Genomic DNA, 25,554 nt, shown 5'->3' on the forward strand with positions numbered 1-25,554 from the left:
GTTAGCATATGAATTCGCACCCGTGGCGCCCACCGGACTTAAAAGGCGTCCGATAAGGGGAAAACAGCGCCACGAGATCCTTGGGTGGCCCGAGGCCCGCGCTGATTCGACGTCGGGCACTCAGCGCCTGGTCTCGTACCTGGTCAGGACCACACCGTCGGGAAACGTCCGGGTCTCCGCCAGGCTCAGGTTCACCCATTTGTCCAGGGCGGTGAAGAACGGCGTGCCGCCGCCCACCAGGACTGGATGGGTGACGAGCGCGTACTCATCGATCAGCCCGACCCGCATGGCCGCCGCGGCGAGTGTGGCACCGCCGATGTCCATGGAGCCGCCGCCGTCGGCCTTGAGCCGGGTGATCTCGGTGACCGCGTCGCCGGTGACCAGGCGGGTATTCCAGTCGACCGTGCTGGTCGTCGAGGAGAACACCACCTTCGGCATGTCCCGCCAGCGGCGGGCGAACTCGATCTGCGCCGGTGTGGCGCCAGGCTGCTGGTCGGCGGTCGGCCAGTGGGAGCTCATCGTCTCCCACAGTTTGCGCCCGTACAGCGCCAGGCCCGTCGCCCCCACCCGCTCGGACCACCATTGGAACAGCTCGTCGCTTGGTACGCTCCAGCCGAGGTCGTCGCCGGGCGCGGCGATGTAGCCGTCCAGGCTCAGGTTCATGCCGAAGGTCAGTTTGCGCATGGCGTCAGTCTCCCGTGAGTCGGTATTCGTTGTACAGACCAGCACGGCGCGGAAAAGTCATCGGTCAGGCCACACCGAGGGCCAGTTGACCACCGTGCCAAGCAGATGCTCCGGACGGAAAGGATCCCGCACTGGTACCGGTAGGCAATCAACGACCTGGCGGTGATTTCTGAACGGACGACTAACCCGCAGTCCGCGACAGCCGTTCCGCGAACCGCTCCCGGAATGGTTTTGATGGACTGGCGCAATCGACGCTAGTGACCCGAGCGAACGCGATGGCCTGCAGCGGGACTGCAGGCCTCAGAGTTTGCGATCCGATCTTCCTGAGAACTGACTGATGAGCTTGTGCAGTACCTTTTCATACTCTGCCCGCTCGAATACGAACGTCCTGACGATCTCTACGGGTTCCATTGACGAGCCGAAGATGTCGTCCCACCCGAAGTCAGACCAAGTGACAGTTTTGTCCGTGATGCTGATACGGGTGCTGTAACCTCCGCAGCCAGGGTCTCCACATTGGCAGTACAAGAGCCATGTTCGTCCGTTCCTGTCCGCTGGCAGTGGGCCGCCAAGAAGTTGCCTCAGTTGATCCCAGGACGCCTCAGGGTGATCCGACGAGAGCAGGGGGATCCTGCGATCGGGATCATCTGCCTCGGAGGTTCGGTCAGGGCGAGCAACGGTAGGCCGTCTATGTAGATTTCGTGAAAGGGCGCGGACTTGGACTTCCTGCCGTCGGCGGAACAATCGGAACCTCGACTCCGTCCACTTCAGTTCATTCTCAACGACAGCCAGCGAGTTGATCAGCTTCTCCACAAACTTAGTTCCCAACTCTGAAGCCTGCGCGGGCTCTGACAGTGTCCCCGCTGTGGGAACCAAGAACGGGACGGTTTCCCACATCTTCAAGCGAGAAATGCAGCGGGGTGCCTATTCGAACGATGGACACCTCGCCACATTACTCAGAAGTTGAGTAGCTGCGTTTCAGTGGAGCCATCTCTGTAGGTCACGTCAATGGGCACGCCGTGATCGGAGGCATTCTGCAGGTCGTTGCCGGGTAGCCAGAAGGCGAACTGGCCCTTCGCGACGGTTGCAATCACCTCTTCCTGGGCAGAGCTGGTGTAGGAAATCGCAGCAACTTCAGCTCCCACGCGACCCGACGCGATCGAGAGGGGCTTGTCTGCGATTGATCCAGTTCCGAGCTGAGTGGCAGCTATACCTCGTGCAGGCAGTGCCGCCGCGTTCCCAGGTTTTCCGACAGAGCCGAACATCCCCTTGCGGAACCAGGGTGCCGTGGCGTCCGTGGTGCACGTCGCTTCAAAACCGTCCGGACCGCTGAGGACTACAGTCACCCAGGCTCCCCGCCGCTCGGCAATGGCGACTTCCGCTGCTGAAAGTTCCGTTGAGTACATACCGCCGCCAACATCTCGCTTTGAATTGCGGCAATCTGCGACAGCCTTGTCACGCTCTGCGCCAATGAGTGTCCCAGGTGCTGGGGTCCACGTGGCGAAGGCCGGGTCACCCCCTGAAAGTACCGGCATGATGAGGAACCCCGCCGTGACTGCTGCTGCCAGGCCTCCAAGAGTGACGGCTCGTCGTCGGCGGTTGGCTTTAGCTTTGGCCGGCTCGTAGCCTCCCAATCTGTTGTTGGATGCACTGGAAACTGGCTGAGAGGCGAGTATGCGGTTCAGGTCGGCTTGCGCCCGGGAGGGGCTGGGCAGTGAGCTTTGCTCTGCTGCGTCCATGGAACGCAGAAGTGTGTCGAGGTTCTGATCACTTTTCATAGCGTTGACGCCTTTTCAGATGATGCCGCCGAAATATCGGAAGCAGGGTGGGGAAGGTGGTCGAGGAGGAGCCGCAGAGCCCGTCTCGCGCGGGTCAATCTCAGACGGAAAGCCACGGGCGAGATCCCCAAGACTTTGGCTGCCTGCGGCGCGGCCAGGTTCTCAAAGACGGCGAGTCCCAGGGCCTCCTGATGGACTTCAGAAAGAAGCGCCCAGGCGCGGCCTAAATCGATGCGACTATTGACCAGATCAGCATGAGAGGTTCTGAAAACGTCTGGTGCTGTTTCAGCGAGCCGGACGCCTAGCGATTGACGTCGTCGTTCTCCACGTTGAGCGTTCAACATGAGATTCCGCGTGATTCCGAAAACCCAGGCCCGGGTATCACTCTCTTGCGCCGGCGCTTCGGAGAAGCGCCTCCACACCACAAGAAATGCCTCAGCGACCACGTCCTCAGCATTTGCTGGGTCCGTGCGACGCTGAACGAACTTCAGCAGGTCGGCGTATGAGGATTCGTATAGCGACCGGAAAGCGTCGGCCCTGTCAGGGGCCCTCGATAAATGGCTCATACCCTATACCTGTCCGCCACCTGCCTAAGTGTGTCGCAAATGGTTCAAGGATTCTGACACGCACCTACCCAGGGGCGAGTCAAGGCACGCTACGAAGGGTTGTAGCAAGCTCTCTCAGGTCGTCAGAAGAGGAACCCTCTACGGTTCTTGCCTGACGAGTTCGAGGACGTGGGCATAGTTTTGTTCGAGGGTGGGCTCCGGGGTAGTCAGGCGCCGTAGCGCGACTCGGACGACGTCGACGGCAACTTTTCTGCTGACACGAACCAGGGGGTATCCCTCCTCGACTACTTCCCAGTGGGCGCCGGGAACAGTGTGCGTGAGGAGACCTCCGTAGAACATCCCGATAGGGCGGGCAAGATCGGCCGGCAAAGCATCATTGATGGCTTGATCAAGAGTGGCGAGGCTTTCTGCTTTGCGTGGCAGTGTTTGACCTCGCGCTTGGAAATAGCTGAGGAGGTTGTCGTATCCGTCGACGTTAGTTGGCGGGGGTAGCACGGCGTCCGAAGTGACTGGCTTATATTCTGCGTATCTTCTCGGCATTCCCGCTGGCAGTTTCTGCAGACGTTCGTCGGGATCTTCGGGGCTGCTCATGCGGCTCATCCTAAGCACACCCATTTCGCGTTGGTCGGATTACCGGGTGCCGAACCTCAACGGGAACGCCCTCCCAAAGAAGACGTTGGGCAATAGTCGGTCCGAGCCGAGATCCCGGACGCTCAGCCTTGGCGGCTTCGGGTTTTTTGACTGAACATGGCGGAGACGACGGCCCCGAGCGTGGCGATGATTGCGAAGGCTCCGAATACAACCGTGGCCATTGTGCCCCCAGTAACCACAACGCCGGCCAAACAGAGCAGGACAACATAAGCGAATAGGACAACAGGTCCGTTCGACAGGCTCAAACGAGTTTGAATACGTTCAACCCTCGCGGGGCGGGGAGTCGTGACTGCGCTTGGACTCGGGATTCCATAGCCGGGCTTACTCTTCGCGGACTTTAGCAGGAAGGCAATCACCCAGCCGGCGGCCAGCAAGCCCAGAAGGATGAGAGATGTTGCTGCGCCGCTGCGGAACATGAACTCTAAGATGCCCGCACAGCAAACAACTGCGGTGAGGATGCCAATGGTGAGGAGATCCTTCTTGATTCGTTGCATCGGCATTTTGGCTTCCCGCGGGTCATCCATCAATAAGGGCACATCGCTTGCACTTCATAACAGCATGAATCTGTTGATCTGGCGATACGATTCATCCTTCGCTTTTCACGAACCTCAGGCGGTCACTACTGATCCACTAACGGCACAATGAACGACAGTCCCTCGGACGTCATTGAGGGGTGGAGTCGACGATTCGGTAGTCGATGGCGGTGTGGCCGACGACTTCATTGGAGCCGAAGCCGAAGGCTGCGTAGGTCATGATGGTTCGTTCGCCGATGACCAGCCCGGTACTGGGGTCGATGATCATCTCTGCCCTTTGTCCGGCGCGGAGTGGTTCTGTCCGCCCGATCGCTATGCCGACCTTGCCGTCAAAGTTGGCCTGTTCGCTGGCAGTGACCCCGGGGATCAGGGCCAGCGCCTTATAAAGACCTGCGCGCAGGTCAGCAGGAATGAGTCCCATCCTCAGAATGTCGGTGATACGCACGAAATTGTTCTCGTCCCGCGAGGCTGAACCTCCCTGGTACTGGGAGTTGAAATGGTCGTACAACGCCTGCCCGTCACGCGGCAGAGCGTCCAGCTCCTTCTCAGTCATCAGGTTCCACGGACCTCCATAAAAATATCCGTCCTTGGCCCGGATTACCTCTATTCCCGTGGGCACCGGGCCCGCGTCCCCCCAGTCGCGCCGGAGCACCCAGTCCTCGTCGGGGGTGCCGGGCACGTAAACGTCGACGGTCTGCACGTTCATGCGGTGTGTCATATTTCCCGATTCATCCACGCCAGTAACACCCCAGTTGGCGTGCGTGTGGACCAGCAGGTATTCGCCCGGTTTCGGCACGGGATCGACGAAGGTCATCGACTGCTCCGCAACTGCCCGCAGGACCCCCGCTGCATGTGCGCTTTGCGCCGTAATGCTGATTTGCCCGACAACCAGCGCTCCGACTGCTGCTGCCGCCGCTGTGAGCAGGACCCGCCGGGTCGGGTGGGGACGGGTCGGCGCGGCGGGCCTCAGCGGGACCAGGGACTTCGCGATCTGGCGGCTGCGGGGGCTGTGGCGGTGCGTTGTTTTCCCGGGCCTGTACCGGATGGGGTCCTCAGCGCCGGCAAGGGTTGGCAGTTCGACGAGCTGCCTGCGTAGCGCTTCACGCCTGTCGGCCTGGAACTGAGATGCGTTCATGATGTTCTCCGTCCAAGAATTGCCTGAGCGTCAGGCTCTTGTTCATGCACTACTTGGCTGTACAGGGTCCCGAGCCGGGATTTCGCCCGATGGAGCCTGGACTTCACCGTTCCGTCCGCAACGCCGAGGGCAACCGCAGCTTCTTTTGATCCCAGGCCCTCAATGACACACAAGGTCAGGACGTCGCGCTCTGGCGATCTTAGTTTCGCGAAAGCTTTCCGAAGGGCAGAGGACTTGATTCTGGATTCGTCAGCTTCGGCAATGCCGTCGGCAATATCGGCCGCATCCTGCGGCGGCGGGAGCTGGTTGAGGAAGTGCCTGTAGCGGCGTTGCTGTCGAACGTGGTTACGGAGGGTGTTGTTCGCCGTGACCAACAGCCAGGGCAGTATCGACTCGTTCACCACTCGGACATTGGCTCGTCGGCGCCACGCCTCATAGAAAACCACGGCGGTGACATCCTCAGCCACGTGAGGCACGCTCAGCACTTTCAGAGCATGACGCCACACCCGGTCATGATGGCGGTCGAAAAGAACACCGAAGGCATCACCGTCACCGTTGACAACCTGGGACCACAACACCTCGTCCGAGACACCCAATTCCTCGCCCATACCCCATAGTGTCCGCTCACCCCGATCGGTTCCATGATTCGACGATTGAATTTCGGTAAAGGCATTTGAGGCCCGTACTACGGCGACGTAGCCGCAGAGCGGCCGGCGTAGGGGTTAATAGTGCGGCCGGCACCGACGCTTCTTGGTGCATTCGGGGAACGCTGAGAGCGACAGCCATAGTGTGGGCTAAGCCTTTGCCTGCCTTGACAGGCCGCTATAGCGGGCGAATAGTTCGTCTAAGGGACTCACGGACGAGGCACGGTAGATGGAAGTCTTCAGACCCTTGGTGCTGGCCTTCCTCAGTTGCGCCCTTTGCGTTACCGGGTGCACGGGCCCCGACGGACCAGCCCCAAGGCTAACGGCGCCAACGAACGATACAACCCAGACCAGTCAGAACATCCGGATCTACTCTGACCCCGTTTTCAAGGGCGCTCCCACAGGGGAGCTGAACGTCCTGGCGGACAGGGTAAATGAGTACGCGATGGCTCATCCAAAGGTTTTCTCCGGGACCTACTTCGCCTCGGATTACTCGAAGGTATACGTCGGGGTGGCCAAGCCGGATGATCCGGCCGCATTGGCGTATGAAGAGCTGGCAACGAAACTAGATCCCGGGCGCCAACGAATTGTCACGGCGGACGCTCGCTGGTCCTGGTACGAACTTGATGCCCTCAAAGACCTCCTCGCGAAGAAGTATCTTATGCAGGGCAAGGGGGGTATACAGTCGGTGGGACTCAATACAGCAATAGACTCAGTAGTCGTCGGAGTACTGAGAAGACCTTTCGACCCGGCTCTGACGGACAACCGGACAGTAATCGAAATCGCCCGTCGCTATGGGGACATGGTCGTGTTCCGTGAATCGTTGGGCCCGGTAACCCTCGACGCCAAGTAACAAGTAATTCCCGGCCTTTCCAGCAGGCAAAAGGCTCAGCAGTGGGCCGGCGCATCTTCCTCCGACCAATGTCACGAATCAGAGCCGTCCTCCGGCAAGCAGTTCTGCTCTCCACTGAGCGCACCCCAGGGAACCCTCTACGGTTCTTGCCTGACGAGTTCGAGGACGTGGGCATAGTTTTGTTCGAGGGTGGGCTCCGGGGTAGTCAGGCGCCGTAGCGTGACTCGGACGACGTCGACGGCAACTTTTCTGCTGACACGAACCAGGGGGTATCCCTCCTCGACTACTTCCCAGTGGGTGCCGGGAACAGTGTGCGTGAGGAGATCTCCGTAGAACATCCCGATAGGGCGGGCAAGATCGGCCGGCAAAGCATCATTGATGGCTTGATCAAGAGTGGCGAGGCTTTCTGCTTTGCGTGGCAGTGTTTGACCTCGCGCTTGGAAATAGCTGAGGAGGTTGTCGTATCCGTCGACGTTAGTTGGCGGGGGTAGCACGGCGTCCGAAGTGACTGGCTTATATTCTGCGTATCTTCTCGGCATTCCCGCTGGCAGTTTCTGCAGAGGTTCGTCGGGATCTTCGGGGCTGCTCATGCGGCTCATCCTAAGCACTCCCATTTCGCGTCGGTCGGATTACCGGGAGCCGAACCTTGACCGGACATTTTTGGTGCTTTCAATTTTCTTTGTGTTGGTGTGTAACCTTTTAGGCTGTCGCGGACAATACAGGGCATGGGGAACGTTGAATCCGATGATGAGGGGCTGTGGTCTCGCAGCATCAAGGGCGATGGCGAGGCCTTCAGGGTTTTGTACACCTGCCACAGGGACAGGGTCTTCCGCCATGCCTACCGGCTTTCCGGGGACCGGCAGGATGCCGAGGACGTCATGGCCACAGCGTTCCTTGAACTGTGGAGGCTCCGGGCCAAGGTGCGGGTCGTGGACGGATCCATCCTTCCCTGGTTGCTCGTCACGACGACGAACACTGCACGCAACAGCGGGCGGGCGGCGCTCCGGTACCGCCGGCTCCTGGACTCCCTCCCCAGAAGAGAGGAAACGTCCGATCCCACCGGCGAAGATCTCTTTCTCGGCTACCAGGACGCGCTCGATAAGGATCTCGCCCGGGCCCTCGGGCTTTGAATGCCGAGGATCTGCACCTGGTGAGCCTGGTGGTTTTCGAGGACTTCACCATCGCCGCCGCTGCGCCGTCCTTAAGCTGACACCCGGGTCGGCCAAGACCCGGATGCACCGGGCGCGCCAGCGCATGAAAACCGCGCTCACCGGTACACATTACGTCCCCACCCCGATCACGGTTTTGGAAGGAGAACGGTCATGAACGAGCTTCGCGTCGATGACCGGTTCAGCAAGGCACTGGAGGCAGAACTTGTTGCATTCGGGTTCAGAAAGCTTCGCCTGCCCGTGCACGGAAGCGCACCCGGATGTGGCTGGGGGCCGGTGTCCTAGCGGGGGCCGGGATTTTGGGCGGGGTCGGTGCTGCGGCGGCCGGCCTGTTCGTTATTCCCGGGTCCCAACAGGTCACGCCGCTGTCCACTGCCGTGGTCGAGATCCGCGAGGGAACGGCAACCATTGAACTCGGAGACCCGCCAGCGGGAACCACGGGGATTCAGGTGGAGCTGAACTGCCTGACCCCTGGCCGTTTCGAGTTCCAGGACGGTGCCTACACTGTTTGCGAGGCCTCGGCGGTCGGGACGCCCCAGGGTTGGAGCGGTTACACGCTTCCTCTCACTCCTGGGTTGAACAGCGTCACGGTCAAAGCCGATTCTGGATCACGCTGGCGGTTGAGCGCCAAGTATGTGAACAGTGAAACGACTGATTGGGCAGTCAACGCGGACGGCAACTCCTATGGTGCCGAAAATGAAAAAGGAACGCCCGACCTCACCGCCGTTATAGCAACCAACGGGGTTCCCGGGTATGTGTACACGAGTGAGCTCGAAGACGCGACCGGTACTGCTGCTATTAAAACCTTCAAAACCAGGGAAGAGGCACTTGCCTGGCAAGAAGCCCGCCGCGGCAAAACATTCTCGGTCCCGGTCTACGACTCCACGGGTAAGACAGTAGTTGGTGAATTCGTCATCAGCGACGGCCAAGGGCAAATCACAGACAGGATTGTCCCACCCGGCAAGCCCGCGCAATAAGAACTTCTCTCACCACCCTGTTGGAGGAACCCTGAGCGGGCGGAAGCACGATTAGCCGGAAGACCCCAGAGAACAGACGGAGGGGAGCGGCGCCAAGTTGGAATTTACTTCTTGTATCGCCGATACATCACGAGCGCGACGCCAGCGAGGATAACGGCGATTATTGCGGTGACGATGAATACCCACAGGACGTCGCCGCTTCCGTCGTGTGACGGTAGGAGCGTTCGCATATTTTGGTGTGCCTTCCGGTGAGGGCCCTGACGATGGTGTCTTAGGTACCAGCAGCGGTGCTGTAGATGACGATAGCGGCGCCCGCTATTGCCATGAGGATGGCGCCAATGCCGAAGTACTTTGGCGTCCCTATAGCTGATGACATCTCACCCGGTTTACCCAAACGCTTGTTCCAGCCTCTGTTCATTTGGGAAACTCGCTCGCGCTGCCAGAACATAAGAACCCCAACAACCATGGCGATCAGTCCGACTATTCCTGTAGATGTCATATCGGCTCATCGTCCTTCGTAAAGTCGGGATGCCTGAACCTTATATTCCAGAGGCCCTTTAGGCCCATACCCTGGGGGCCTCAATTCGGTGCCCATAGACAGGTTGCCGCTGGACGGTCATAACTAGCGTCAGAGCTGCCAATCCGGCCAGGGAACCGCTAACGGAATGGTTCTAATGACCTAGACCAATTAAGAGAAATCAGCCGAGGGCTGTGGCCAAGGCGACAGTGTTATCTCTGGAGAAAGCAGATGCCAGTTCCCGTCTCCCTAAAGGACCAAGGAGTCGTCTGGACAAGCCACTGCCGCGAAGATCGTTTCACAGGACTTGGGGGTTACCCCCCATCCATGATGGATAGGAATCCGTCTCCGGGCTCGACGGATCAGGACGCCTTTCCAGTTCATCGCGTTCGCGTCGTGCGGCAACTGCGAGTGGCGCAAGAGCAGCGGCCAAGAGCAACCCAATGATGACTGTAGACGGCCAGAAGCCGAGCCAGTCGCGCGTGAGCGACCCAGCGACTAGGGCGATCACGAGAAGCAAGAAGGCTGCCCGCACAAGGCGCTTCATTTTCGGTGTGCGGTTCCCCGCGTCTGTGCTCATGCCTCACCGTACCGATTCAGCTTCTCAAAAACGATCGGTTTTTGAGAATATCAGCGGTGGGGGAGCGGGCGGCTGGACGGGACACGTTTGTGGACGATTGCCGGTGACTACAAAGCCTGGGATCTTCGAATGGCGACGCCTGTAGCCCGGCGCCGTATTAGCCGAATGTTGTCGGTTTAGCCCTGCCTCGGCGGCCCTTCGTCGGCTGCGCTGCCCTCTGTGATGGCCGCGATCGTGCGCACAATGTAGCGTCGCAACTCTGCCGGGGCGGGCTGGTGCTCGTCCGGTGCCATCCCGAAGGGAAAGGCTGGGGACCACGAGGTTGCCAGTGCCATGATCGTCGTCATGAGGTACGGGGCGGAAAACGCGGCGCTGATTTTCCCGTCCACCTGCGCCTGGGCGACCGCTGCGACTTTCGCATTGTGGGAGCCGGCGCGGCCGGCAGGGAGTTCGACCGATTTTTCGAGAGTAGACCAGGCCAGGAGCCTCAGGAGCTCCGGGTTTTCCATCGAGAAGTCGAACACCCGCCCGGCGAAGGCTGCCGGGTCCTCGGGCGTGAACGGCATGTCCTCGTACACGCGGGCCAGGTTCCGCTCCAGGACCGTCGTAAACAACGTCTCCTTGTTGTCGAAGTAGATGTAAATCAGGTTCTTGTTGCAGCCGGCCGCCTTCGCGATGCGGTCAACCCGCGCTCCGGCTACCCCGTGCGCGGAAAACTCGCCCAGTGCTGCTTTCAGGATGCGCTCCTTAGTGGCTTCTGCGTTCTGCATGGCATTTCCTCTCGTTCCCACCAGTCTACTTGACTAACCGGTTAGACAGAGCTCATACTTTAGCTAACCAGTTAGTTAGTCCTGCTGCTGGTACCCCTTTGAAAAGGAAAACAGTCATGACAACCACACCCGGTGGAACCCTTACTCTCGCCGACGACCTCACCATCAACCGGGTCGGCTACGGCTCCATGCAGCTGACCGGCCCGAATGTGTTCGGCCAGCCCAAAGACCGTGACCAGGCGCTTGCTGTGCTCCGCACTGCCCTCGAGCTCGGCGTGAACTACATCGACACCGCCGACTTCTACGGACCTGGCGTGACCAACGGAATCATCAAGGAAGCCCTGAGCCCGTACGCCAAGGACCTTCACATCTTCACCAAGGTCGGCGCGCTTCGCGGCCAGGACGGCTCATGGATTCCCAACACCGAGCCGGACTCACTGAAAGAGCAGGTCTACTCCAACCTCGAGAACCTTGGCCTGGACGTCCTGGACGTCGTTTACCTGCGGCTGGGCTCACACGATGGAACGACCGATGATTCCATCGCCCGCGAGTTCACAGCCCTGGCCGAACTGCGGCAGGAGGGCGTTATCAAGCACCTGGGCCTCAGCGGCATTTCCGATGCCCAGTTGACGGAGGCACTGACCATCGCCCCGGTCGTTGCCATTCAGAATCTTTACAACCTCGTTAACCGTGAGGACGACGCACTCGTCGCCCGTGCCGCCCGCGAGAACATCGCCTTCGCGTCCTTCTTCCCGCTCGGCGGCTTCTCGCCGCTACAGTCCGATGTCCTCACCGCCGTCGCAACCCGGCTCGGCGCTACCCCGCAGCAGACAGCCCTGGCCTGGCTCCTGCAGCGCTCCGCGACCTCCGTTGTGATCCCGGGAACTTCATCAGTTGCCCACCTGCGCGAGAACATGGCCGCTGCCGAGCTGGTGCTGCCGGCGGACGCTGTCGCCGAACTCGACGCAATCGCGCCGGTCGAGCTGGCCCGGGCCTAGGGGCCGGGGCACCTGCCCGATCATCACGGATGCCGCACGTGTGGGGTGCTTGGACCAGCAGCACCCCACACGCCCCGGCATTTCTGCTACTCATCGACGTTGGGCGATCCGCCCCTCTATACAGACCCTCATTTATTCCAGATCGGAACATCATGACCACAACGCAAAGATCAGCCCATCCAACCGTTGGGTTCGTTGGGCTCGGAGACCAGGGGGCGCCGATAGCCGCCGCCATCGCCGACGCGGGCTATCCGCTGCAGGTATGGGCACGCCGTCCGGCCTCGCTCAAAGCACTCACCGGCGTCCCCTTCACCGCACATGCAACCGTTGCCGCACTGGCCGCCGCCAGCGACATCGTCGCCCTCTGCCTGCCTGAGGACTCGGACAACCTCGAAGTGGCCACAACAGGAGGCCTGCTTGCACACATGCGGCGCGGCTCAGTCCTCGTCAACCACGGCACCGGCACCCCACGGGCAATGCAGCAGCTCGCTGAACTTGCCGTCCCCTACGGCATTGAAGTGGTCGACGCCCCCGTCAGTGGGGGCCGCGCCGTCGCCCTCGCGCGTCAACTCACAACGATCGTCGGCGGGCAGGAAGCCGCGGTCGATCGGCTGCGGCCAGTCTTCAACACGTTCTCCAAACGGGTGATCCATATCGGAGCCATCGGTTCCGGGCAGTCCGGGAAACTCTTCAACAACACGCTCATGATGATGAACCACCAGAACCTCATCGAAATCCTCGCCCTCGCGGAGGAACTCGGGCTTCCCCTGACCCCGTTGCTTGAAGTCTTCCGCTCAGGATCGGCCACGAGTTTCGCCCTTGAAGCGTTTGGGCCGGCGATCACCGTTGAGAACTCGGCGCACCTCACAGGACTCGAACTCATCGACATGGACCTGTTCTCCACGGCCACAGAAGCGGTTGGCAGTGCCCGTACCAACGTCGTCCGTCGAGCCGTCGCCGGCGCTAACGGCCTCTCGGGGCTCGCCGCGCTCATCGAAGATAAACGCTAGAACCCCTCTCTGGCTAAGCGGTTCAGACCAAGACCTGCCAACTGCACCGCGAAGGCCGGGATCGTTACCGTGTCCGGACCAGCCGGGACAAGGCCCGCAACACTTCGGACCCCGCGCACGCGGCGACAGTCTATTCGCGTAGCTTATGACGATTACCACGGGAGTAGTAGTGACCGGGGTTGGGTTTCTCGCTCGTGACTTCCGGCGGGCGGGCCGGTTCCTGACACGCACAGCCGAACGGACTACCCGAGGCAACGCGCCACTTTAATGTTCCAGAGCCGAACGCCGAACGGGACGAAAACGGGCCGTCCCCCGTCATCTGGCCCAGACGGCGAGCGGTGCATGAGAATGCGGCATTCGACGGCAAGCTAACAACGAAGCAAATCCGCCTTGCCCTGCTCCCGTAGATCGTTCCTCGCTATTAGGCTTTGAAGACCGAGCGTCAGCGTGGATAGGGAACCAGATTGTCGTGGTGATCAGGTAACTGATGGAAGGAGCGTCATCAAAACGATCCGGGGGATCAAGCGGCTCCTGAGCGAACTGCCTCAACCCGCGCGGACCTTCTATTGGTGCTTCTACGCGATGTTCCTTGTGACCTTCGTTCTCGGGGCAGCAACCCGGATGAACTGGGTGGCTATTGGATTTAGTGGAGCCGGCCTTTCCTTATTCCTGTTCGGACTGTACGTCTTCCGAGACATCAACGACACGGCAAGCACCTGGTCGAGAATCTACAAGGAAAGTCGCGGAATCAAGCCAGAGAGCTTTACGTTCGCCGACGTTCCGACGATTAGAGCCATGGGATTTATGCACATGATCGCGGGCTTATTTTTCGTTGTAGGTGGGATCGGTTTTGCCTCTTCCTAGACGAGGACGGAAGGAGATAACGCTTTCCCGTCCTCGCATCGAACGGCCCGGGAAGACCTGTATCAACGGGTGAGGGCATCCTTTGGCCAGATCGACTGCTGTGAGCGCAGGGCCGTCTGCAGCTGATGATGACGACCGGCCACGGCGGCGCCAAGCTGGCGGGTCTTACCTCGTTGGCCGGTCGTCATGCCGAACGCTGAACGGCACATCCAAGCGTTGCGTAACGAGCAGAGATGCATTCAAGCTATGTCTGTCTCGTTTTAGTTCCAACTGGAGGGACTCAGTAGTGTGCCTTTTCGACTGCGCGTAGCTTCATGGCATGGGGAAATATACATCGCTGGCGCAGGCGGGGCTCTTGGTGGTTGTACTTGGATCCGGCTGCGGCATCGTTCCGGGCGGTGGCGCTGAGACGTGCGTCGACTGGGTCCGGTTTGAATCCCCTCAAGACCAGTACGACCAGGCCGGCATCGTGCTGATCGGTAGGTCTGTGGGCGAGGACGGTGAAACCAGTCTTTACGGTTACAGGGCCACGACTCACCGGATAGAAGTCGAACGGGTACTTAAGGGTGACCCTGGTGCCGGGAGTCTTCGCGTCTCCTCCACACCCCAGACGTGTACTGGGGGCGAGTCCTTTCCGGACGGCGACCCAGTCGCGACCGATCAGCGAGTCATCATTTTCGCTACCCAGCAGGGCACTGAATGGTTCACCCTGACGCCCGCTCAAGGAGTCCTGCCCTTTCAGCAGGGGAAAGAATTTCCCTTTCAACCATCCGTTACTCCACCTGCAGCACCGCCGGCTAAGACGAGCCCTTCCATCCACGCCATTACTCCACTTTCGAACCGGCTCCCTACGGACAGCTCGCCGGCTACGGGCGAGGTAGTTCCATGGACCCTGGTGAGAATCGACAACGAGAAAAACCGCATCTACATCTCAGCAGGATCGGTCGGATGTTTGGTGCCGTCTGTGGTGCACCTTCAGGAGACGCCGACGGAAATCGTCATCGCGGTCACCGGCGCGCCCTCCTCGGCATCGTCCGGTAGCCCGTGCACCGCGCAAAAAGTGACCCTCGTCGGTTACGTTCCGCTCGACAGCCCGGTCGACGGACACCGAATAGTGGGAAACACGGCGTAGGAGGAAGGGCCGTTATGCTCACCCCAAGTCTCCTTGGCGAACCTGTAAAGGGACCGTTTTCCACGCGAGCGGGGGTCACGACCGGCCATTGTGGAGAACGGTTGTTTTGAAATCGGGGTGCCCGCTTGGAGCTAGTGGCGGCTCCCCCTTGTCGAGATGCAGTCTTCCACCTCATGGGCAGTCATTCAGGAGCTCCTGCTGAAGGAGAACAAAGGGTACCGGTCGACCAAGTACTCAATGGGCTGGAAGTGCATCCGCTCGAACAGGGCGAGACTGCGCTGGAGGCCTTCATCCTCCTGAAGTCCTGGATCGGGACGGCGACATTTCGTGGTCATACCGAACGACTAATCGACTCAGTCGCGAGGAATTGCTTGGTGCGCTAACCGTTCAGGTGGATGTACTGCGGAAGTCGCTTCGCGATGAATGGGACGACGACTAACGGCGACTTGCATCCGCGGCTTCATAGGTGGCGCGGTTGCCGCCCTAATCCGAACCTCTACCGGGGGTGATTCCTCTTAGAATGACCGCATGGATGCCAGAACTCAGGAGTACCGACGCCTGCGCCGAGAGGTAACAGCGTGCGTCAACGCTCATGACCTTTTCGGAGTCTTAGACGATGCGCCGCCCGACGAATACGACCCCGAAATCGAAGACTTCACGCGCCTCATCGCCAAAGGCGAACCCGTCATTCCAGAGCTAGTCGCCGCTGTCTGCCAGAAATGGTTCGGCGACAGCAAGGAAGCGCCAGAACCACCCACGCCACGAATCACGGCACTCGCCAACGACCTCAGAACCATTCAGCGCGAATATGCTTCCCGGCCGCCAGGTACACGATTGACCGACTGAGACTGAGCGAACTCGATTCGACATCGCATCTCGGGGAAGCTTCTTCGACAGGGGTTACCGGGATGCGCAATTCACCCCATTAGCGAACGCTCTCCGGACACTTTCGGAGAATCATGTGCACGTGGTTCACCAGCTCTGCTATTCGCCGGCCGAAGGGGTGTTCGTGCAGGTCGGCCAGGGGGACAAGTCGTTTCTGCCATCCCCGAGATTTGATAGCTCCGTCGTGTCTAAGATCGTTCTTAGCGGGTGTACGAGTTCATTCATGCTGCGGAAGGTTCCAGATGGGCGAGTTGATATTCGGGCTTGTGCTCCTGGCCGGCTATCCTCGGTGCACTTCTCACTCGTAGGGCGGATCGCAGGAGGTTGCAGCTCATGGAAGCGGTTTCGCCTAATGCTGAACATCCCGGTGTGATCAAGTACGCCAAAACGAGTCGATTGCTATACGTCGCGTTGTGCGTGGTTGTTGGCGTGGGTTTCCTAGTTTTCGGCATCGTCAATCTGCTCTCATGAGACCCGCCATCCGCGCCGTGCGTAGGAGCACTTGAGTATGCCGTCGTATCTTCCAGGCGTCTTCGTCGTCCTAGCCGGCCTTGCCATGATTGTCGGCAGGAAGCCTCTGTCGCTGATGCAATATGCGGCGTTGAAACAGGCCCGCGTCGTCCGTGCTAATCGTGATCGGACCCTTGCTCTACTGCGGTGGATCATCATTGGAGGAAGCATCATGTCCATCGGCTTCGGTGTCTTCCTAGCCTTCAACCCCCTCATTGCGTGAGCAGATAGTCAAAAGGGCCAGAGGGGAACGCTGACCGGACAGGTGAAGGTTTGAAGTGGACACCAGGCCACGTAGACATGCGGGCGGAGCGCCCATAGAGTCGATATTGATCCAGTACGTGGCAGGGACTGGATATTGGAATGGGTTCTCATGATTAGCGCGCAAGTAGTTCTAATCCTCATCATCATCGTTGGCGCCCTGATGATGGTTCCCCTCGCCATATTCGATTCCCGTCACCCACGTCAGGAAGGTGAGACTCTGGGTTCCCGCCGGATCGCGCTTATTAGCCTGGCATTCACGGGCATCATACTGGACGTAGGTCTAAGCGCAGCAATGATTTCAATGTTGAGCTCCGGGAAGTAAAGGCCCGTGATCCCGACGCCCAGCTGCTAGGACTCGCGCCATTTGGGAACCCCTACGGATGCATTTGAAAACGGTTCTCGTGATCCTTTTCAAAGAGTTGACCCATGGCTGGAATCAAAGCCATCGCGCCGAAAAGAATCTCCGACTGAGTGGAACCAATTCGCTGAATGTTGCCCGCTGCCCGCAGAAGCCGCAAGTGCCTTTGTCAAACTGGTGACCTTACCAAGGTAGACAAGGGGCAGGCGCCTGCCTGCAGACAACATTACTGAGCCGGGCCTAAAGTGTGGCATGGCCGCACGTAAATCTAGGATCAAGCGTTTGGCAGCGTATGGCCTCGGCTATGTCATTGCCGCAGCTTTGGCTTCGATCTTCCTGATGGTGCTCAATGGGCGCCAGCCCGACTCAATTCCCCTATTCTTTGTCACCTTGATGGCTGTGTGGATGGTTGCGATAGCGGTGACCTTCACGGTCAATCGGCTCAGGTTCAAACTATGGCGGCGGCGGGGCTGGACGGAAGTCTGGGTTCGTTCGCCTGAGCCGTTACCCGGCGGTCTGGCCAACAGCTGGGTGCGGGGATTGATTTCAGTTCGCGCACCGCTTGTGGACTTCGTGACAGATGAGTCCCGGGAGGGCATTTGGGTCAAGCCTGCGACCTTCCTCGTCAACGGCCGCATGTCTCCAGACCGTAGGCAGCTGGAGGTGCGGGACTATGTGGCAGTCAACTTCGGTCCAGGCCTCCGAGTGGTCTCACTCCAAACGACGTACGGACCCATTGACGTGGCCGGATACCCAGAAGCCTTAAACCAGTTCGAGGCTGAGCTGTTCGGGTCCGCAAACCGCTAGTCGGACCCCGATACCAGAACCCTTCACGGCACAAGCCGCTAGGTCTAGTCCATTTTCCTCGGGCAACGTTTGACGGGACCTTTTCGTAACCCTGGCTCCGATCGGTTGCCGCTGCATACCAAACTGGCTCCGACATGATTAGCTGCACCTGACGGTAATCAACGGCGGTAGCAAGGAAACGGCATGGCAGGAAGACGCGAGTACCGATCCGGACGGCGGTCGGCCCCGCCGCAACTCCGGATCGGGCAGATACTGTTGGCGTTCGTGGAGGCGGCATTCCGGCTGCTTTCAGGCGATTGGGACTCATCCTCATTCAGCCCAACGTACTCGCCGGGCCAACCACATCCGGCTTCCCGGAGGAAAGTGCCCGTCAGCTGGCGAAAATCCGTGAAACTCGCGGTCTCAGAACCCTTGGTATCGGAATCCAACGAATGGTCGGAACATCGCGTTGGGCTCATAGCCAGCGGACAAAAAGCCGGCAGTTATATCGCTGTTCAACCCGCGGAACATGACGGATGGGATCTTCAGATCTCCCGGGGGCGCAACAGTCAAGGCATCAGCGACGCCTACCAACGCATCGATGATGCACGGCTGCAGACTCTATTAGTGGAGTGGAATGTTCGCTGGCTCCCCGTGGGGATCTACGCAGATGCCGTCACGCAGCGATTCTTCCGCAAGGCAATGATTGCCGAGGAAGACCTGTAGCAACATCCGCGAGCACCAACCGGCAAACGCCATCACCCGTTTCGCCCGGGAACCACAGGCGGATTCTCCGCTTGTGGAACCCTTTACGGGCCGGTTTTCGACTCAACCGACAAGGCCGGCTTTCTGGCCTCTATTCTTCGGGAAAGGACCGGATGATCTCGGGCGGGAATGCTTCGAGTAATTGCCTCCTAAGCTTTTTGCCGGCTTTCCACTCATCCATGTTGAGGTCGCAGCTTCTGCCTCGTTGGTCCATCAGTGAGATGCAGCCGCAGCTGCGGTCACCGACGACGGCGACGTCGGCCAAGGAGATTGACCTCGTTTTGCCGGAAGTCTGAGTCATCAGGTGTGTTGGGGTAAGTGTCAACGTCGTGCTGGTGGACTTATGTCGCCACGTTGGATGCTCAGCGTCACCTTCTGCTGCAGACTGATGATTTTTCGGGTCTTTGCTCCGCTGCCAGATTTCATAGCGATCTATCGCCAGCCCTAGGCTTTCGGCCTCTTTTTTGGAAAGCTTCATCGACTTATCGAATGCGACGATCAGCGAACCGATACTGGTTCTTAGGATCTTTGTGAGTTCGACGGAACTGATGGCTGTCGCCCGGTCGAGGAGTTCCTGCCGGTCCCGACTGCGCCGTCCGAGCAGGGCGTCGATTGCCAGTTGGTCCAGGTAGTCCGGGGGAACGTAATCGTCCCATCCCAATTCGGCAGTCACAGCGTGCCGTGCGGACTGGACGGCAGCCTCGCTGAACCCTGCATCTACAATGCCGCGCAGGGTGTCGACGCCTTCCCTGAGAGCCGGGATGCTGTTCTGCCGGACCGGATCAAGAATCAGATCGAGTTGGCTCTGGTCGGTATCGATCGCGGTTGTGAAGTTCTCTACTGAATAGATGATTCCGGCTGCATGGCGAAGCCGGGTCAGGAGTTCGTATCGCAGTGATTCACAAAGGAGATCGGCATCGTGTGATGGCACCAGAAGAGACAGCGCGACGCCCTGCTTCCGTGACCTGATCAGTGTCGGAGCCGTGATGAGCGGTGGATCCTGATGATGAATGACGGGCTTCCCCGATGGCAGACGGATGTCCAACGTGGAGGGCAAGGGGCCCGTGAAGGTGAGGGCCGCATTGGCGGCGGTTAACCAGCGGCAGGCCCATTCGGTGGTTTCAGCTTTGGTAAGGCCGGCGGTGGCCGGTGCCCCGAATTGCGCGGTGCCCACGCCGCCCGGCCCGTACCGGTAGGTCAGCAAGCCGCTGGAGACAGAACTGAACTTGTGCGGATCTTCTGCCTCGAGGACGGACTTTTCAAGTGCGATAACTTCATCTGTTACGCCTTCGAAAGTTGATACCGCGGCCGCGATCGCATTGAGGAAACCGGCGACATCCTCTGGCCTGCCCAGCGCGTAGAACTGGAGCGATTCGGTGGTCACGGTACCGCCGTGCACCACCGTTGCGGGCTGCGCCATGCGCAAAAGCGCGTGCTCAACAAGATGAGTGATTCCGGCAAGCGTTGGTGGTTCATCGCGCATTCCGACGCCGAATATCAAGGTGCCAGTGCAGAGACCTTCCCGGTCCAGCCAGAATGAGGTAATCCCATTGTGGGAGCTCGTGTTTACCGCCTGCATCATGGGTGACAGTCTTGCAGATCGAATCGATCAATCATTTGCCAGGTGCAACGGCGAATAGCTGCCGCCGGGAAGCGGTTCACCATCCACGTGAGGAACCCTTACGGGGACGGGTTTTCAACGCGAAATCCCCTCGTTTCCGCGTGTAGTCTTTCCCTTCATGGGAAGTCATTCAGGAGCCCCGGCTGAGGGAGAACAAAGAGTACCGGTCGAGCAAGTACTTAACGGACTCGAAGTGCATGCCCTCGAGCCAGGCGAGACTGCGCTGGAGGCCTTCATCCTCCTCAAAGTTCTGGACCGAGACGGCGACGTTGCATGGTCATACCGAACCACTAATCGACTCAGTCGTGAGGAATTGCTTGGGGCGCTAACCGTGCAGGTGGACGTGCTGCGCAAGTCGCTGCGCGATGAATGGAACGACGACTAAGGTCAAGTGGCGGCTCGGCTTCAAGGGTGGTCCGGTGGCTGCCCTAAGCCGAACCTGAAGCGGGCTCGGTGCAGGGGCGAGTCTGGGCAGGCGTCAAGCTTTCTTCGAGCGATGCCTTATCGAGAGTGACGCCATGAGGAAAATGAAAACTAGTCCGAATCCAAGGACCTCTGCGACGGCCCCGTTCAGTGCCTGTACGAACAAATACACGGCCATAGCAGCAATAGTGATTGCACCAATGATGTGCGATGCGACGCGGTACTTCTCATCTCGAGGCTCCTTATGCCGCGCAAAAGCGACCAGCCAGATGAGTTGAGCCACGAACATAGCAATACACGTGATGCTGACAGGCGAGATATTTCCTGTTCCCGGTGTCCTGTCATTGCTTAGCTGGATTACCAAGCCAATCAGGCTCCCGGCGGTAAGGGAAAGGGCGGCTAAAAGTCTGGAATCCACTCCACGGCCGACGGATGCTGTTGGCGTCATGGTTTGAATATGGCAGCGACCCGGATCGATAGCAACGGCTAAGAGTGTTGAAATCGTCCCGCAAGAGGGCTGTCCGCACAACGTCCCGTAAGCCAGTACCCACACCTACCCTTTCGCCCCTTCCACGAACGCTGTGCGGAACGGATCGCCGGGTTGAGCCAGTCAATCCAAAACCGGTTTGCCTCCCTGCTGATAGGTGAGAGGCAGACGTGAGCCATTTATGGCTTCGACAGCATTGTCGATTCGGTGTTTTTCATTCTCCGTTAGGGCGCGCCAGAAGGCGGAAAAGAAGGCCGGTTCCTGACATTTGGATAAACTAACGCTCCCGAGGCAGACGCCGGTTCATCCCGCCGTCGGGCGCGCCCTAACGAACCTCAGCGCGCGCCCGAACAAGCCCAAGGCAGGCCACCGCCGCCGCGACGGACACCACGGTAACCACGCCGAACGGAATTGCGTTGTCCGCACCGCCGATGCCCACCAGCGGTGCGGCGACGCCGCCGAAGGCGAACCTGGCGAGGCCCAGCAGCGACGACGCGGTGCCGGCAATGTCCGGATAACCTTTCAGCGCCAGGGAGGTTGCGGGCGGGCTGACCGCCGCCACGCCGCCAACCATCGTGAAGAGGGACAGGATCACGGCAATCAGGGGCAGGTGCAGGAGCGCGGTCACGAGCAGTCCGAGGGAACCGGCCGTAGCCATCGCCAGCCCGATCACCAGCGTCGCTTTCTCCGACCACCGTTCGGCCAGCCGGCCGCCAAGGAAGCCAAAGATCATGAACCCCAGGGAGTTCAGGCCGAAGGCGAACGAGTAGCCCTGCGGCGACAGCCCGTAGATGCCCTGCAGGACAAACGTGGCGCCGCTGAGGTAGGCAAAGATCGCAGAATACGTAAAGCCCGTGATCAGCACGGCGCCGATGAACACGCGGTCCGCCAGCAGGCGCCGGAAATCCTGCAATGTGTGGGCAATCCCTCCTGCCGCCCGCCGCTCAGCCGGAAGTGTCTCCTTGAACACCACCAGGCAGGCCACAAGAATGACCACGCCGACGGCGGCAAGAAACAGGAAGATTCCACGCCAGTCCGTCACTGTGGCCAGTTGCCCGCCGATGACGGGACCAACGATCGCCGCCAGTCCGCCGAGCACAGTCAGGCGGCCGTAGTAGCGGAGGAGCTTGGCGCCGTCGTAGACGTCCCGCCCTGCAGCCTGCGCGATCACAATGCCCACAGCGCCGGCCAGGCCCTGGACGAACCGAGCAGCGATCAGCGTCTCCACGGTGGGGCTGACGGCACAGAGAACGGACGTAACCGTGTAGGCGGCGACGCCGATCAGCAGGGGGAGCCGGCGGCCGAAGCGGTCCGACAGCGGACCCGCAATCACCTGGCCGATGGCCAGACCGAGCAGGCATGCCGTTATGGTCAGCTGCGCTGTCGACGTGGAGCTTCCAAGCTCCACCGTCAGCGCCGGCAGGACGGGCAGGTACAGGTCCATGGAAATCGGACCGAAGATGGTCAGCAGGCCAAGGACAATTGCCAATGGCCGTCCGACCGCCTGTTCGCGCGTGGTCACCGGAGCGTCGGTCACAGTCACGCTGCCTCCGTTCAAGGGGTAAAGGGCTGCCGCCAGTTCGACGGCGGTGATGGGGTGCCCTTCCAACTAACCAGCGTTTTACAACATTGTGGGAGTCCTTGCTGGTACCCCCTCCACGAGGGACTCCCACCACACCGCCTACCCCAGCACCGTGGAAACAGCCTGCCCTGAATAGCCAGCCCGCTCCAGGGCCTCGAGCGGCGATGCCCACGAGGCCAGGACATCCCTGGCGGCAGGGACCTGCTCGACGGCGAGCGCGTGCCGGTGCGCGTCGTCGAGGACGTCCCGGACGAGCACCTTCTGCCCGGTCTGCGAAGACTTCACGGCCGCCTCGACCATGGCCAGGCTCAGGACGTTCGCATGGATTTCGCCCGCGGGAACCTCACCTGTCCGCAGGCACCGGACGAATTCAGCCAACGCCCCGGCAATCTCTTCCGGGGTCCCGCCCTCCGCAACCAAGGAATCCGGCGAGGAAGAAGCAGAATCCGGCAGGCTGCCGTCGTCCGCCCCAGCACGGGCCCCGGCACGGGCCCCGGCCCCAGAAACGGCCCCGGCAACATGCTCCGCGACCGGCGCCGCAGTGCCGTCCCACGCCGCGGTGCCGTTGGCCCCGTTGATCCGCCAGCTGCCGTTCCACGAAGTTTCCAGCCCGTCGGCGCACCAGCTTCCGGTGTAGACGAAGCGAGTGCCTCCGTCCATCTCGAAGACGGCCGTGGCAGCGGCGTCCCCGGTGTACCAGCTCCAGCCGGGGTTGAACTCCTCGCAGTACACAGAAACCGGGTTCCGGGCGAGGACGTACCGTGCGGCGTCGAACGCGTGGATGGCCATGTCCACCAGGAGCACGTGCTCCATCTCCTCGCGGAAGCCGCCGAAATGCGGCGCCTTGAAGAAGTCGCAGGTCAGCAGCCCGATCTCCCCGAGCCGGTCAGCCTGCCGCTTGAAGGCAGCGAGCGTCCGGAAGTACCGGCGGGACTGGCTGATCATCAGCAGCTGGCCGGTTGCCTCGGCCACCGCGGCCAGGGAGAGGGCTTCTGCGACGGTCGGCGCCGCTGGCTTCTCGCACAGCACCGGCAGCCCGAGGAAGTGCGCCTCGACGTTCACCGGATGGTGCGCGGCCGGGACCGTCACGTTCACCACCGCCTGCGCCCCGACGGCGCCTGCCAGCTCGGTCAGACTCGTCCCCACCGGTACGCCGCCTAGGCCCAGATCGGCCAGCGCGTCACGTGCTGCCTGAGGGTTGAGGTCCACGACGCCGGCCAGTTCGACGTCGGCCGACGCACCCAGCAGCCGCAGCCAGGCCCGGCCCATCCCGCCGGCCCCCACCTGCACCACGCGGACGGGTGCCGAAGAATCAGGCACAGTAGCGAAGCGGCTCAATTGGCCATCGCCCCCTCGTAGCTGTGGCCGGTGTAGAACGCCTCGGTTTCGTACCGGAGCAGGACCGGGTCGGTGCGTTCGGGCCGCACGGTGCGGGCCCATTCCACGCCGTTGGCGATGACCCTGCGCACGTCCTTGTGATGGTAGACGGGGTAGTCCTGGTCGCCGGGGGAGAAGAAGAAAATCTTGCCGTAGCCCCGCTTGAAGGTACACCCGCTGCGGAACACCTCGCCGCCGGAGAAGGTGCTCAGGAAGATCAGCTCGTCGGGGGCGGGGATGTCGAAATGCTCCCCGTACATCTCCTGCTCCGGAATGATGAACGGGTGCGGCACGCCCTGCGCGATGGGATGCGTCGGGTCCACCGTCCAGACAATCTCGCGGTCCCGTTCCGAGCGCCAGCGCAGCGTGCAGGTGGTGCCCATGAGCTTGCCGAAGATCTTCGACCAGTGCCCGGAGTGGAGCACCACAAGGCCCATGCCGGCCAGCACGTGCCGGTGGACGCGCTCCACCACCTCGTCCGCCACCTCGCCATGGGCGGCGTGGCCCCACCAGACCAGGACGTCCGTGTTGCGCAGCCGCTCCTCGGTGAGGCCGTGCTCGGGGTCGTCGAGGGTCACGGTGGCCACCTCGGTCCGCGGGCCAAGGTTCTCCTCGATGCCCTCACGGATGGTGGTGTGCATGCCGTCCGGGTAGGTCTCGGCCACGTGCGGCTGGTGCTGTTCGTGGCGGTTTTCGCCCCATACGGTGACGCGCAGGGGAGTGTGGTTCTCAGTCATGAAGGGTTCCTTAGGTTCGAAAGAGGAATGGGCTATTTGACGGCGCCGCCTGTGGCCCCTGCCGCGATGTACTTCTGCGCCAGGACCAGCAGCACGATGGCCGGCAGTGAAGACAGCACCGCCGTGGCCATCACTGCACTCCAGTTGGACACCTGGGTGCCCAGGTACTGGTAGATGCCCAGCGTCACGGGCCGCACGTCCTCCGTGGTGGTCAGTGTCAGGGCGAACAGGAAGTCACTCCAGGAGAAGAGGAAGGCGAAGAGCCCGGCGGTGATGAGCGAGTTGCGGCTGATGGGCAGCACGATCGAGACGAACGCCCGGACCAGCCCAGCGCCATCCACCCTCGCCGCCTCCACGATGCTGGGCGGGATCCGCATCATGAAGGCCCGCATGATCAGGATCACGAACGGGATGGCGTGGGTCGAGTCTGCAAGGATCAGCCCTGGGATGGAGTTGAGCAGGCCGAGGTCGTTGTAGGCCGCGTAGAGGGCGTTGGCGATCACGATGCCGGGGATCATCTGTGAAATGAGGATCGCCAGCAGCGCGGCGTTGATCCAGCGGAACCGGAATTGCGCCAGCATGTACGCGGCTGGGGCCGCGACGGCCAGGCTGAACACCACCGTGCCGAGCGAGATGACCAGGCTGGTCAGCAGGTTCGGGCCCTGCTGCGCGATCGCCTTTTCATAGCCCTCGAAACTTGGGTTCAGCGGCAGGAAGTCCGCGGTGAGGGTGTTGCCCGATGGCTGCAGGGATGCGTTGACCATCCAGTACACCGGGAACAGCATCACCGCGAGCATCAGAAGTCCGACGGCGGTGTGCCCCAGCTTGGGCCGGTTGGCCTTCCGCGGCCGCAGCCGGGCCGGCACGGAGCGGGCCGTCGTTATATCCAGGGTTGTCATGG

28 protein-coding genes are annotated in these 25,554 nt (G+C 60.8%); 11 read left to right on the forward strand and 17 right to left on the reverse strand.

The window, feature by feature from the left end; genetic code table 11:
• Positions 1-120 precede the first annotated feature (120 nt).
• The 7 genes from QF036_RS14050 to QF036_RS14080 form a co-directional block, all read right to left on the reverse strand.
• Positions 121-684 (reverse strand): dihydrofolate reductase family protein, encoded by a 564-nt coding sequence (locus QF036_RS14050; protein ID WP_307102781.1) that lies wholly within the window; start codon positions 682-684, stop codon positions 121-123.
• A 953-nt stretch (positions 685-1,637) separates the two neighbouring features.
• Positions 1,638-2,087, reverse strand: a complete 450-nt coding sequence (locus QF036_RS14055; RefSeq protein ID WP_307102783.1) for a hypothetical protein — start codon at positions 2,085-2,087, stop codon at positions 1,638-1,640.
• Between the two features lie 368 nt (positions 2,088-2,455).
• Entirely contained in the window at positions 2,456-3,025 is a 570-nt protein-coding gene (locus tag QF036_RS14060; RefSeq protein WP_307102785.1) for an RNA polymerase sigma factor, read from the reverse strand.
• Positions 3,026-3,163: 138 nt separating this feature from the next.
• Positions 3,164-3,616: a DUF6278 family protein gene (locus QF036_RS14065; RefSeq protein WP_307102788.1), complete on the reverse strand. Its 453-nt coding sequence runs from the start codon at positions 3,614-3,616 to the stop codon at positions 3,164-3,166.
• Between the two features lie 122 nt (positions 3,617-3,738).
• Positions 3,739-4,176, reverse strand: a complete 438-nt coding sequence (locus QF036_RS14070) for a hypothetical protein (protein WP_307102790.1) — start codon at positions 4,174-4,176, stop codon at positions 3,739-3,741.
• A gap of 163 nt (positions 4,177-4,339) precedes the next feature.
• Positions 4,340-5,344 (reverse strand): hypothetical protein, encoded by a 1,005-nt coding sequence (locus QF036_RS14075; protein ID WP_307102791.1) that lies wholly within the window; start codon positions 5,342-5,344, stop codon positions 4,340-4,342.
• A complete protein-coding gene (locus QF036_RS14080) occupies positions 5,341-5,952 on the reverse strand; it encodes an RNA polymerase sigma factor (RefSeq protein WP_307102792.1) in 612 nt (203 codons plus the stop codon). The genes QF036_RS14075 and QF036_RS14080 overlap by 4 nt, the downstream gene beginning before the upstream one ends.
• Before the next feature lie 265 nt (positions 5,953-6,217).
• Here QF036_RS14080 and QF036_RS14085 point away from each other — a divergent pair, with 265 nt between their 5' ends.
• Positions 6,218-6,841 carry a hypothetical protein gene (locus QF036_RS14085; protein WP_307102794.1) on the forward strand — a complete coding sequence of 208 codons (624 nt, stop codon included), beginning with the start codon at positions 6,218-6,220 and terminating at the stop codon, positions 6,839-6,841.
• 137 nt (positions 6,842-6,978) lie between these two features.
• Here the strand turns inward: QF036_RS14085 and QF036_RS14090 are convergent, their stop codons facing one another.
• A complete protein-coding gene (locus QF036_RS14090) occupies positions 6,979-7,431 on the reverse strand; it encodes a DUF6278 family protein (RefSeq protein ID WP_307102796.1) in 453 nt (150 codons plus the stop codon).
• A gap of 135 nt (positions 7,432-7,566) precedes the next feature.
• Between QF036_RS14090 and QF036_RS14095 the strand changes: the two genes are divergently transcribed.
• Both QF036_RS14095 and QF036_RS14100 read left to right on the forward strand, forming a co-directional pair.
• Positions 7,567-7,971, forward strand: coding sequence for an RNA polymerase sigma factor (locus QF036_RS14095; RefSeq protein WP_307102798.1), 405 nt, complete (start codon positions 7,567-7,569; stop codon positions 7,969-7,971).
• Positions 7,972-8,309: 338 nt separating this feature from the next.
• Positions 8,310-8,987 carry a peptidase M56 family protein gene (locus tag QF036_RS14100; RefSeq protein ID WP_307102800.1) on the forward strand — a complete coding sequence of 226 codons (678 nt, stop codon included), beginning with the start codon at positions 8,310-8,312 and terminating at the stop codon, positions 8,985-8,987.
• Positions 8,988-9,091: 104 nt separating this feature from the next.
• On the opposite strand, the gene QF036_RS14105 is transcribed toward QF036_RS14100, so the two are convergent.
• From QF036_RS14105 to QF036_RS14115, 3 genes are all read right to left on the reverse strand, one after another.
• Positions 9,092-9,217 (reverse strand): hypothetical protein, encoded by a 126-nt coding sequence (locus tag QF036_RS14105; RefSeq protein ID WP_307102802.1) that lies wholly within the window; start codon positions 9,215-9,217, stop codon positions 9,092-9,094.
• A gap of 41 nt (positions 9,218-9,258) precedes the next feature.
• Positions 9,259-9,486 carry a hypothetical protein gene (locus QF036_RS14110; RefSeq protein ID WP_307102804.1) on the reverse strand — a complete coding sequence of 76 codons (228 nt, stop codon included), beginning with the start codon at positions 9,484-9,486 and terminating at the stop codon, positions 9,259-9,261.
• Between the two features lie 774 nt (positions 9,487-10,260).
• On the reverse strand, positions 10,261-10,854 hold the full coding sequence (locus QF036_RS14115; protein ID WP_307102806.1) for a TetR/AcrR family transcriptional regulator: 594 nt from the start codon (positions 10,852-10,854) through the stop codon (positions 10,261-10,263).
• A 116-nt stretch (positions 10,855-10,970) separates the two neighbouring features.
• Between QF036_RS14115 and QF036_RS14120 the strand changes: the two genes are divergently transcribed.
• The 7 genes from QF036_RS14120 (at position 10,971) to QF036_RS14150 (ending at position 18,387) form a co-directional block, all read left to right on the forward strand.
• Entirely contained in the window at positions 10,971-11,852 is an 882-nt protein-coding gene (locus QF036_RS14120) for an oxidoreductase (RefSeq protein ID WP_307102808.1), read from the forward strand.
• A gap of 152 nt (positions 11,853-12,004) precedes the next feature.
• Complete coding sequence (locus tag QF036_RS14125; protein ID WP_307102810.1) at positions 12,005-12,862, forward strand: NAD(P)-dependent oxidoreductase; 858 nt, start codon at positions 12,005-12,007, stop codon at positions 12,860-12,862.
• Between the two features lie 447 nt (positions 12,863-13,309).
• Positions 13,310-13,726: a hypothetical protein gene (locus tag QF036_RS14130; protein ID WP_307102813.1), complete on the forward strand. Its 417-nt coding sequence runs from the start codon at positions 13,310-13,312 to the stop codon at positions 13,724-13,726.
• An 895-nt stretch (positions 13,727-14,621) separates the two neighbouring features.
• Positions 14,622-14,858 (forward strand): hypothetical protein, encoded by a 237-nt coding sequence (locus QF036_RS14135; RefSeq protein ID WP_307102814.1) that lies wholly within the window; start codon positions 14,622-14,624, stop codon positions 14,856-14,858.
• 528 nt (positions 14,859-15,386) lie between these two features.
• On the forward strand, positions 15,387-15,704 hold the full coding sequence (locus QF036_RS14140) for a hypothetical protein (protein ID WP_307102816.1): 318 nt from the start codon (positions 15,387-15,389) through the stop codon (positions 15,702-15,704).
• Between the two features lie 1,423 nt (positions 15,705-17,127).
• Positions 17,128-17,682 carry a hypothetical protein gene (locus tag QF036_RS14145; RefSeq protein ID WP_307102818.1) on the forward strand — a complete coding sequence of 185 codons (555 nt, stop codon included), beginning with the start codon at positions 17,128-17,130 and terminating at the stop codon, positions 17,680-17,682.
• Between the two features lie 387 nt (positions 17,683-18,069).
• Positions 18,070-18,387 carry a hypothetical protein gene (locus QF036_RS14150; RefSeq protein WP_307102820.1) on the forward strand — a complete coding sequence of 106 codons (318 nt, stop codon included), beginning with the start codon at positions 18,070-18,072 and terminating at the stop codon, positions 18,385-18,387.
• A gap of 130 nt (positions 18,388-18,517) precedes the next feature.
• Here the strand turns inward: QF036_RS14150 and QF036_RS14155 are convergent, their stop codons facing one another.
• Entirely contained in the window at positions 18,518-20,008 is a 1,491-nt protein-coding gene (locus QF036_RS14155; protein WP_307102822.1) for a hypothetical protein, read from the reverse strand.
• Between the two features lie 232 nt (positions 20,009-20,240).
• Here QF036_RS14155 and QF036_RS14160 point away from each other — a divergent pair, with 232 nt between their 5' ends.
• Positions 20,241-20,432 carry a hypothetical protein gene (locus tag QF036_RS14160; RefSeq protein WP_307102824.1) on the forward strand — a complete coding sequence of 64 codons (192 nt, stop codon included), beginning with the start codon at positions 20,241-20,243 and terminating at the stop codon, positions 20,430-20,432.
• 93 nt (positions 20,433-20,525) lie between these two features.
• Here the strand turns inward: QF036_RS14160 and QF036_RS14165 are convergent, their stop codons facing one another.
• The 5 genes from QF036_RS14165 to QF036_RS14185 all read right to left on the reverse strand — a co-directional run bounded on the left by QF036_RS14165 (position 20,526) and on the right by QF036_RS14185 (position 25,552).
• Positions 20,526-20,918, reverse strand: a complete 393-nt coding sequence (locus tag QF036_RS14165; RefSeq protein ID WP_307102827.1) for a hypothetical protein — start codon at positions 20,916-20,918, stop codon at positions 20,526-20,528.
• 364 nt (positions 20,919-21,282) lie between these two features.
• Positions 21,283-22,500: a multidrug effflux MFS transporter gene (locus QF036_RS14170; RefSeq protein WP_373460300.1), complete on the reverse strand. Its 1,218-nt coding sequence runs from the start codon at positions 22,498-22,500 to the stop codon at positions 21,283-21,285.
• A gap of 138 nt (positions 22,501-22,638) precedes the next feature.
• Complete coding sequence (locus QF036_RS14175) at positions 22,639-23,808, reverse strand: Gfo/Idh/MocA family protein (RefSeq protein ID WP_444875987.1); 1,170 nt, start codon at positions 23,806-23,808, stop codon at positions 22,639-22,641.
• A 65-nt stretch (positions 23,809-23,873) separates the two neighbouring features.
• Positions 23,874-24,653: a ThuA domain-containing protein gene (locus QF036_RS14180; protein WP_307102833.1), complete on the reverse strand. Its 780-nt coding sequence runs from the start codon at positions 24,651-24,653 to the stop codon at positions 23,874-23,876.
• Between the two features lie 32 nt (positions 24,654-24,685).
• Complete coding sequence (locus QF036_RS14185; RefSeq protein WP_307102835.1) at positions 24,686-25,552, reverse strand: carbohydrate ABC transporter permease; 867 nt, start codon at positions 25,550-25,552, stop codon at positions 24,686-24,688.
• Positions 25,553-25,554 lie beyond the last annotated feature (2 nt).

Source organism: Arthrobacter globiformis, from assembly GCF_030817195.1.
In the GTDB taxonomy this organism is placed as follows: Bacteria; Actinomycetota; Actinomycetes; order Actinomycetales; family Micrococcaceae; genus Arthrobacter; species Arthrobacter globiformis_D.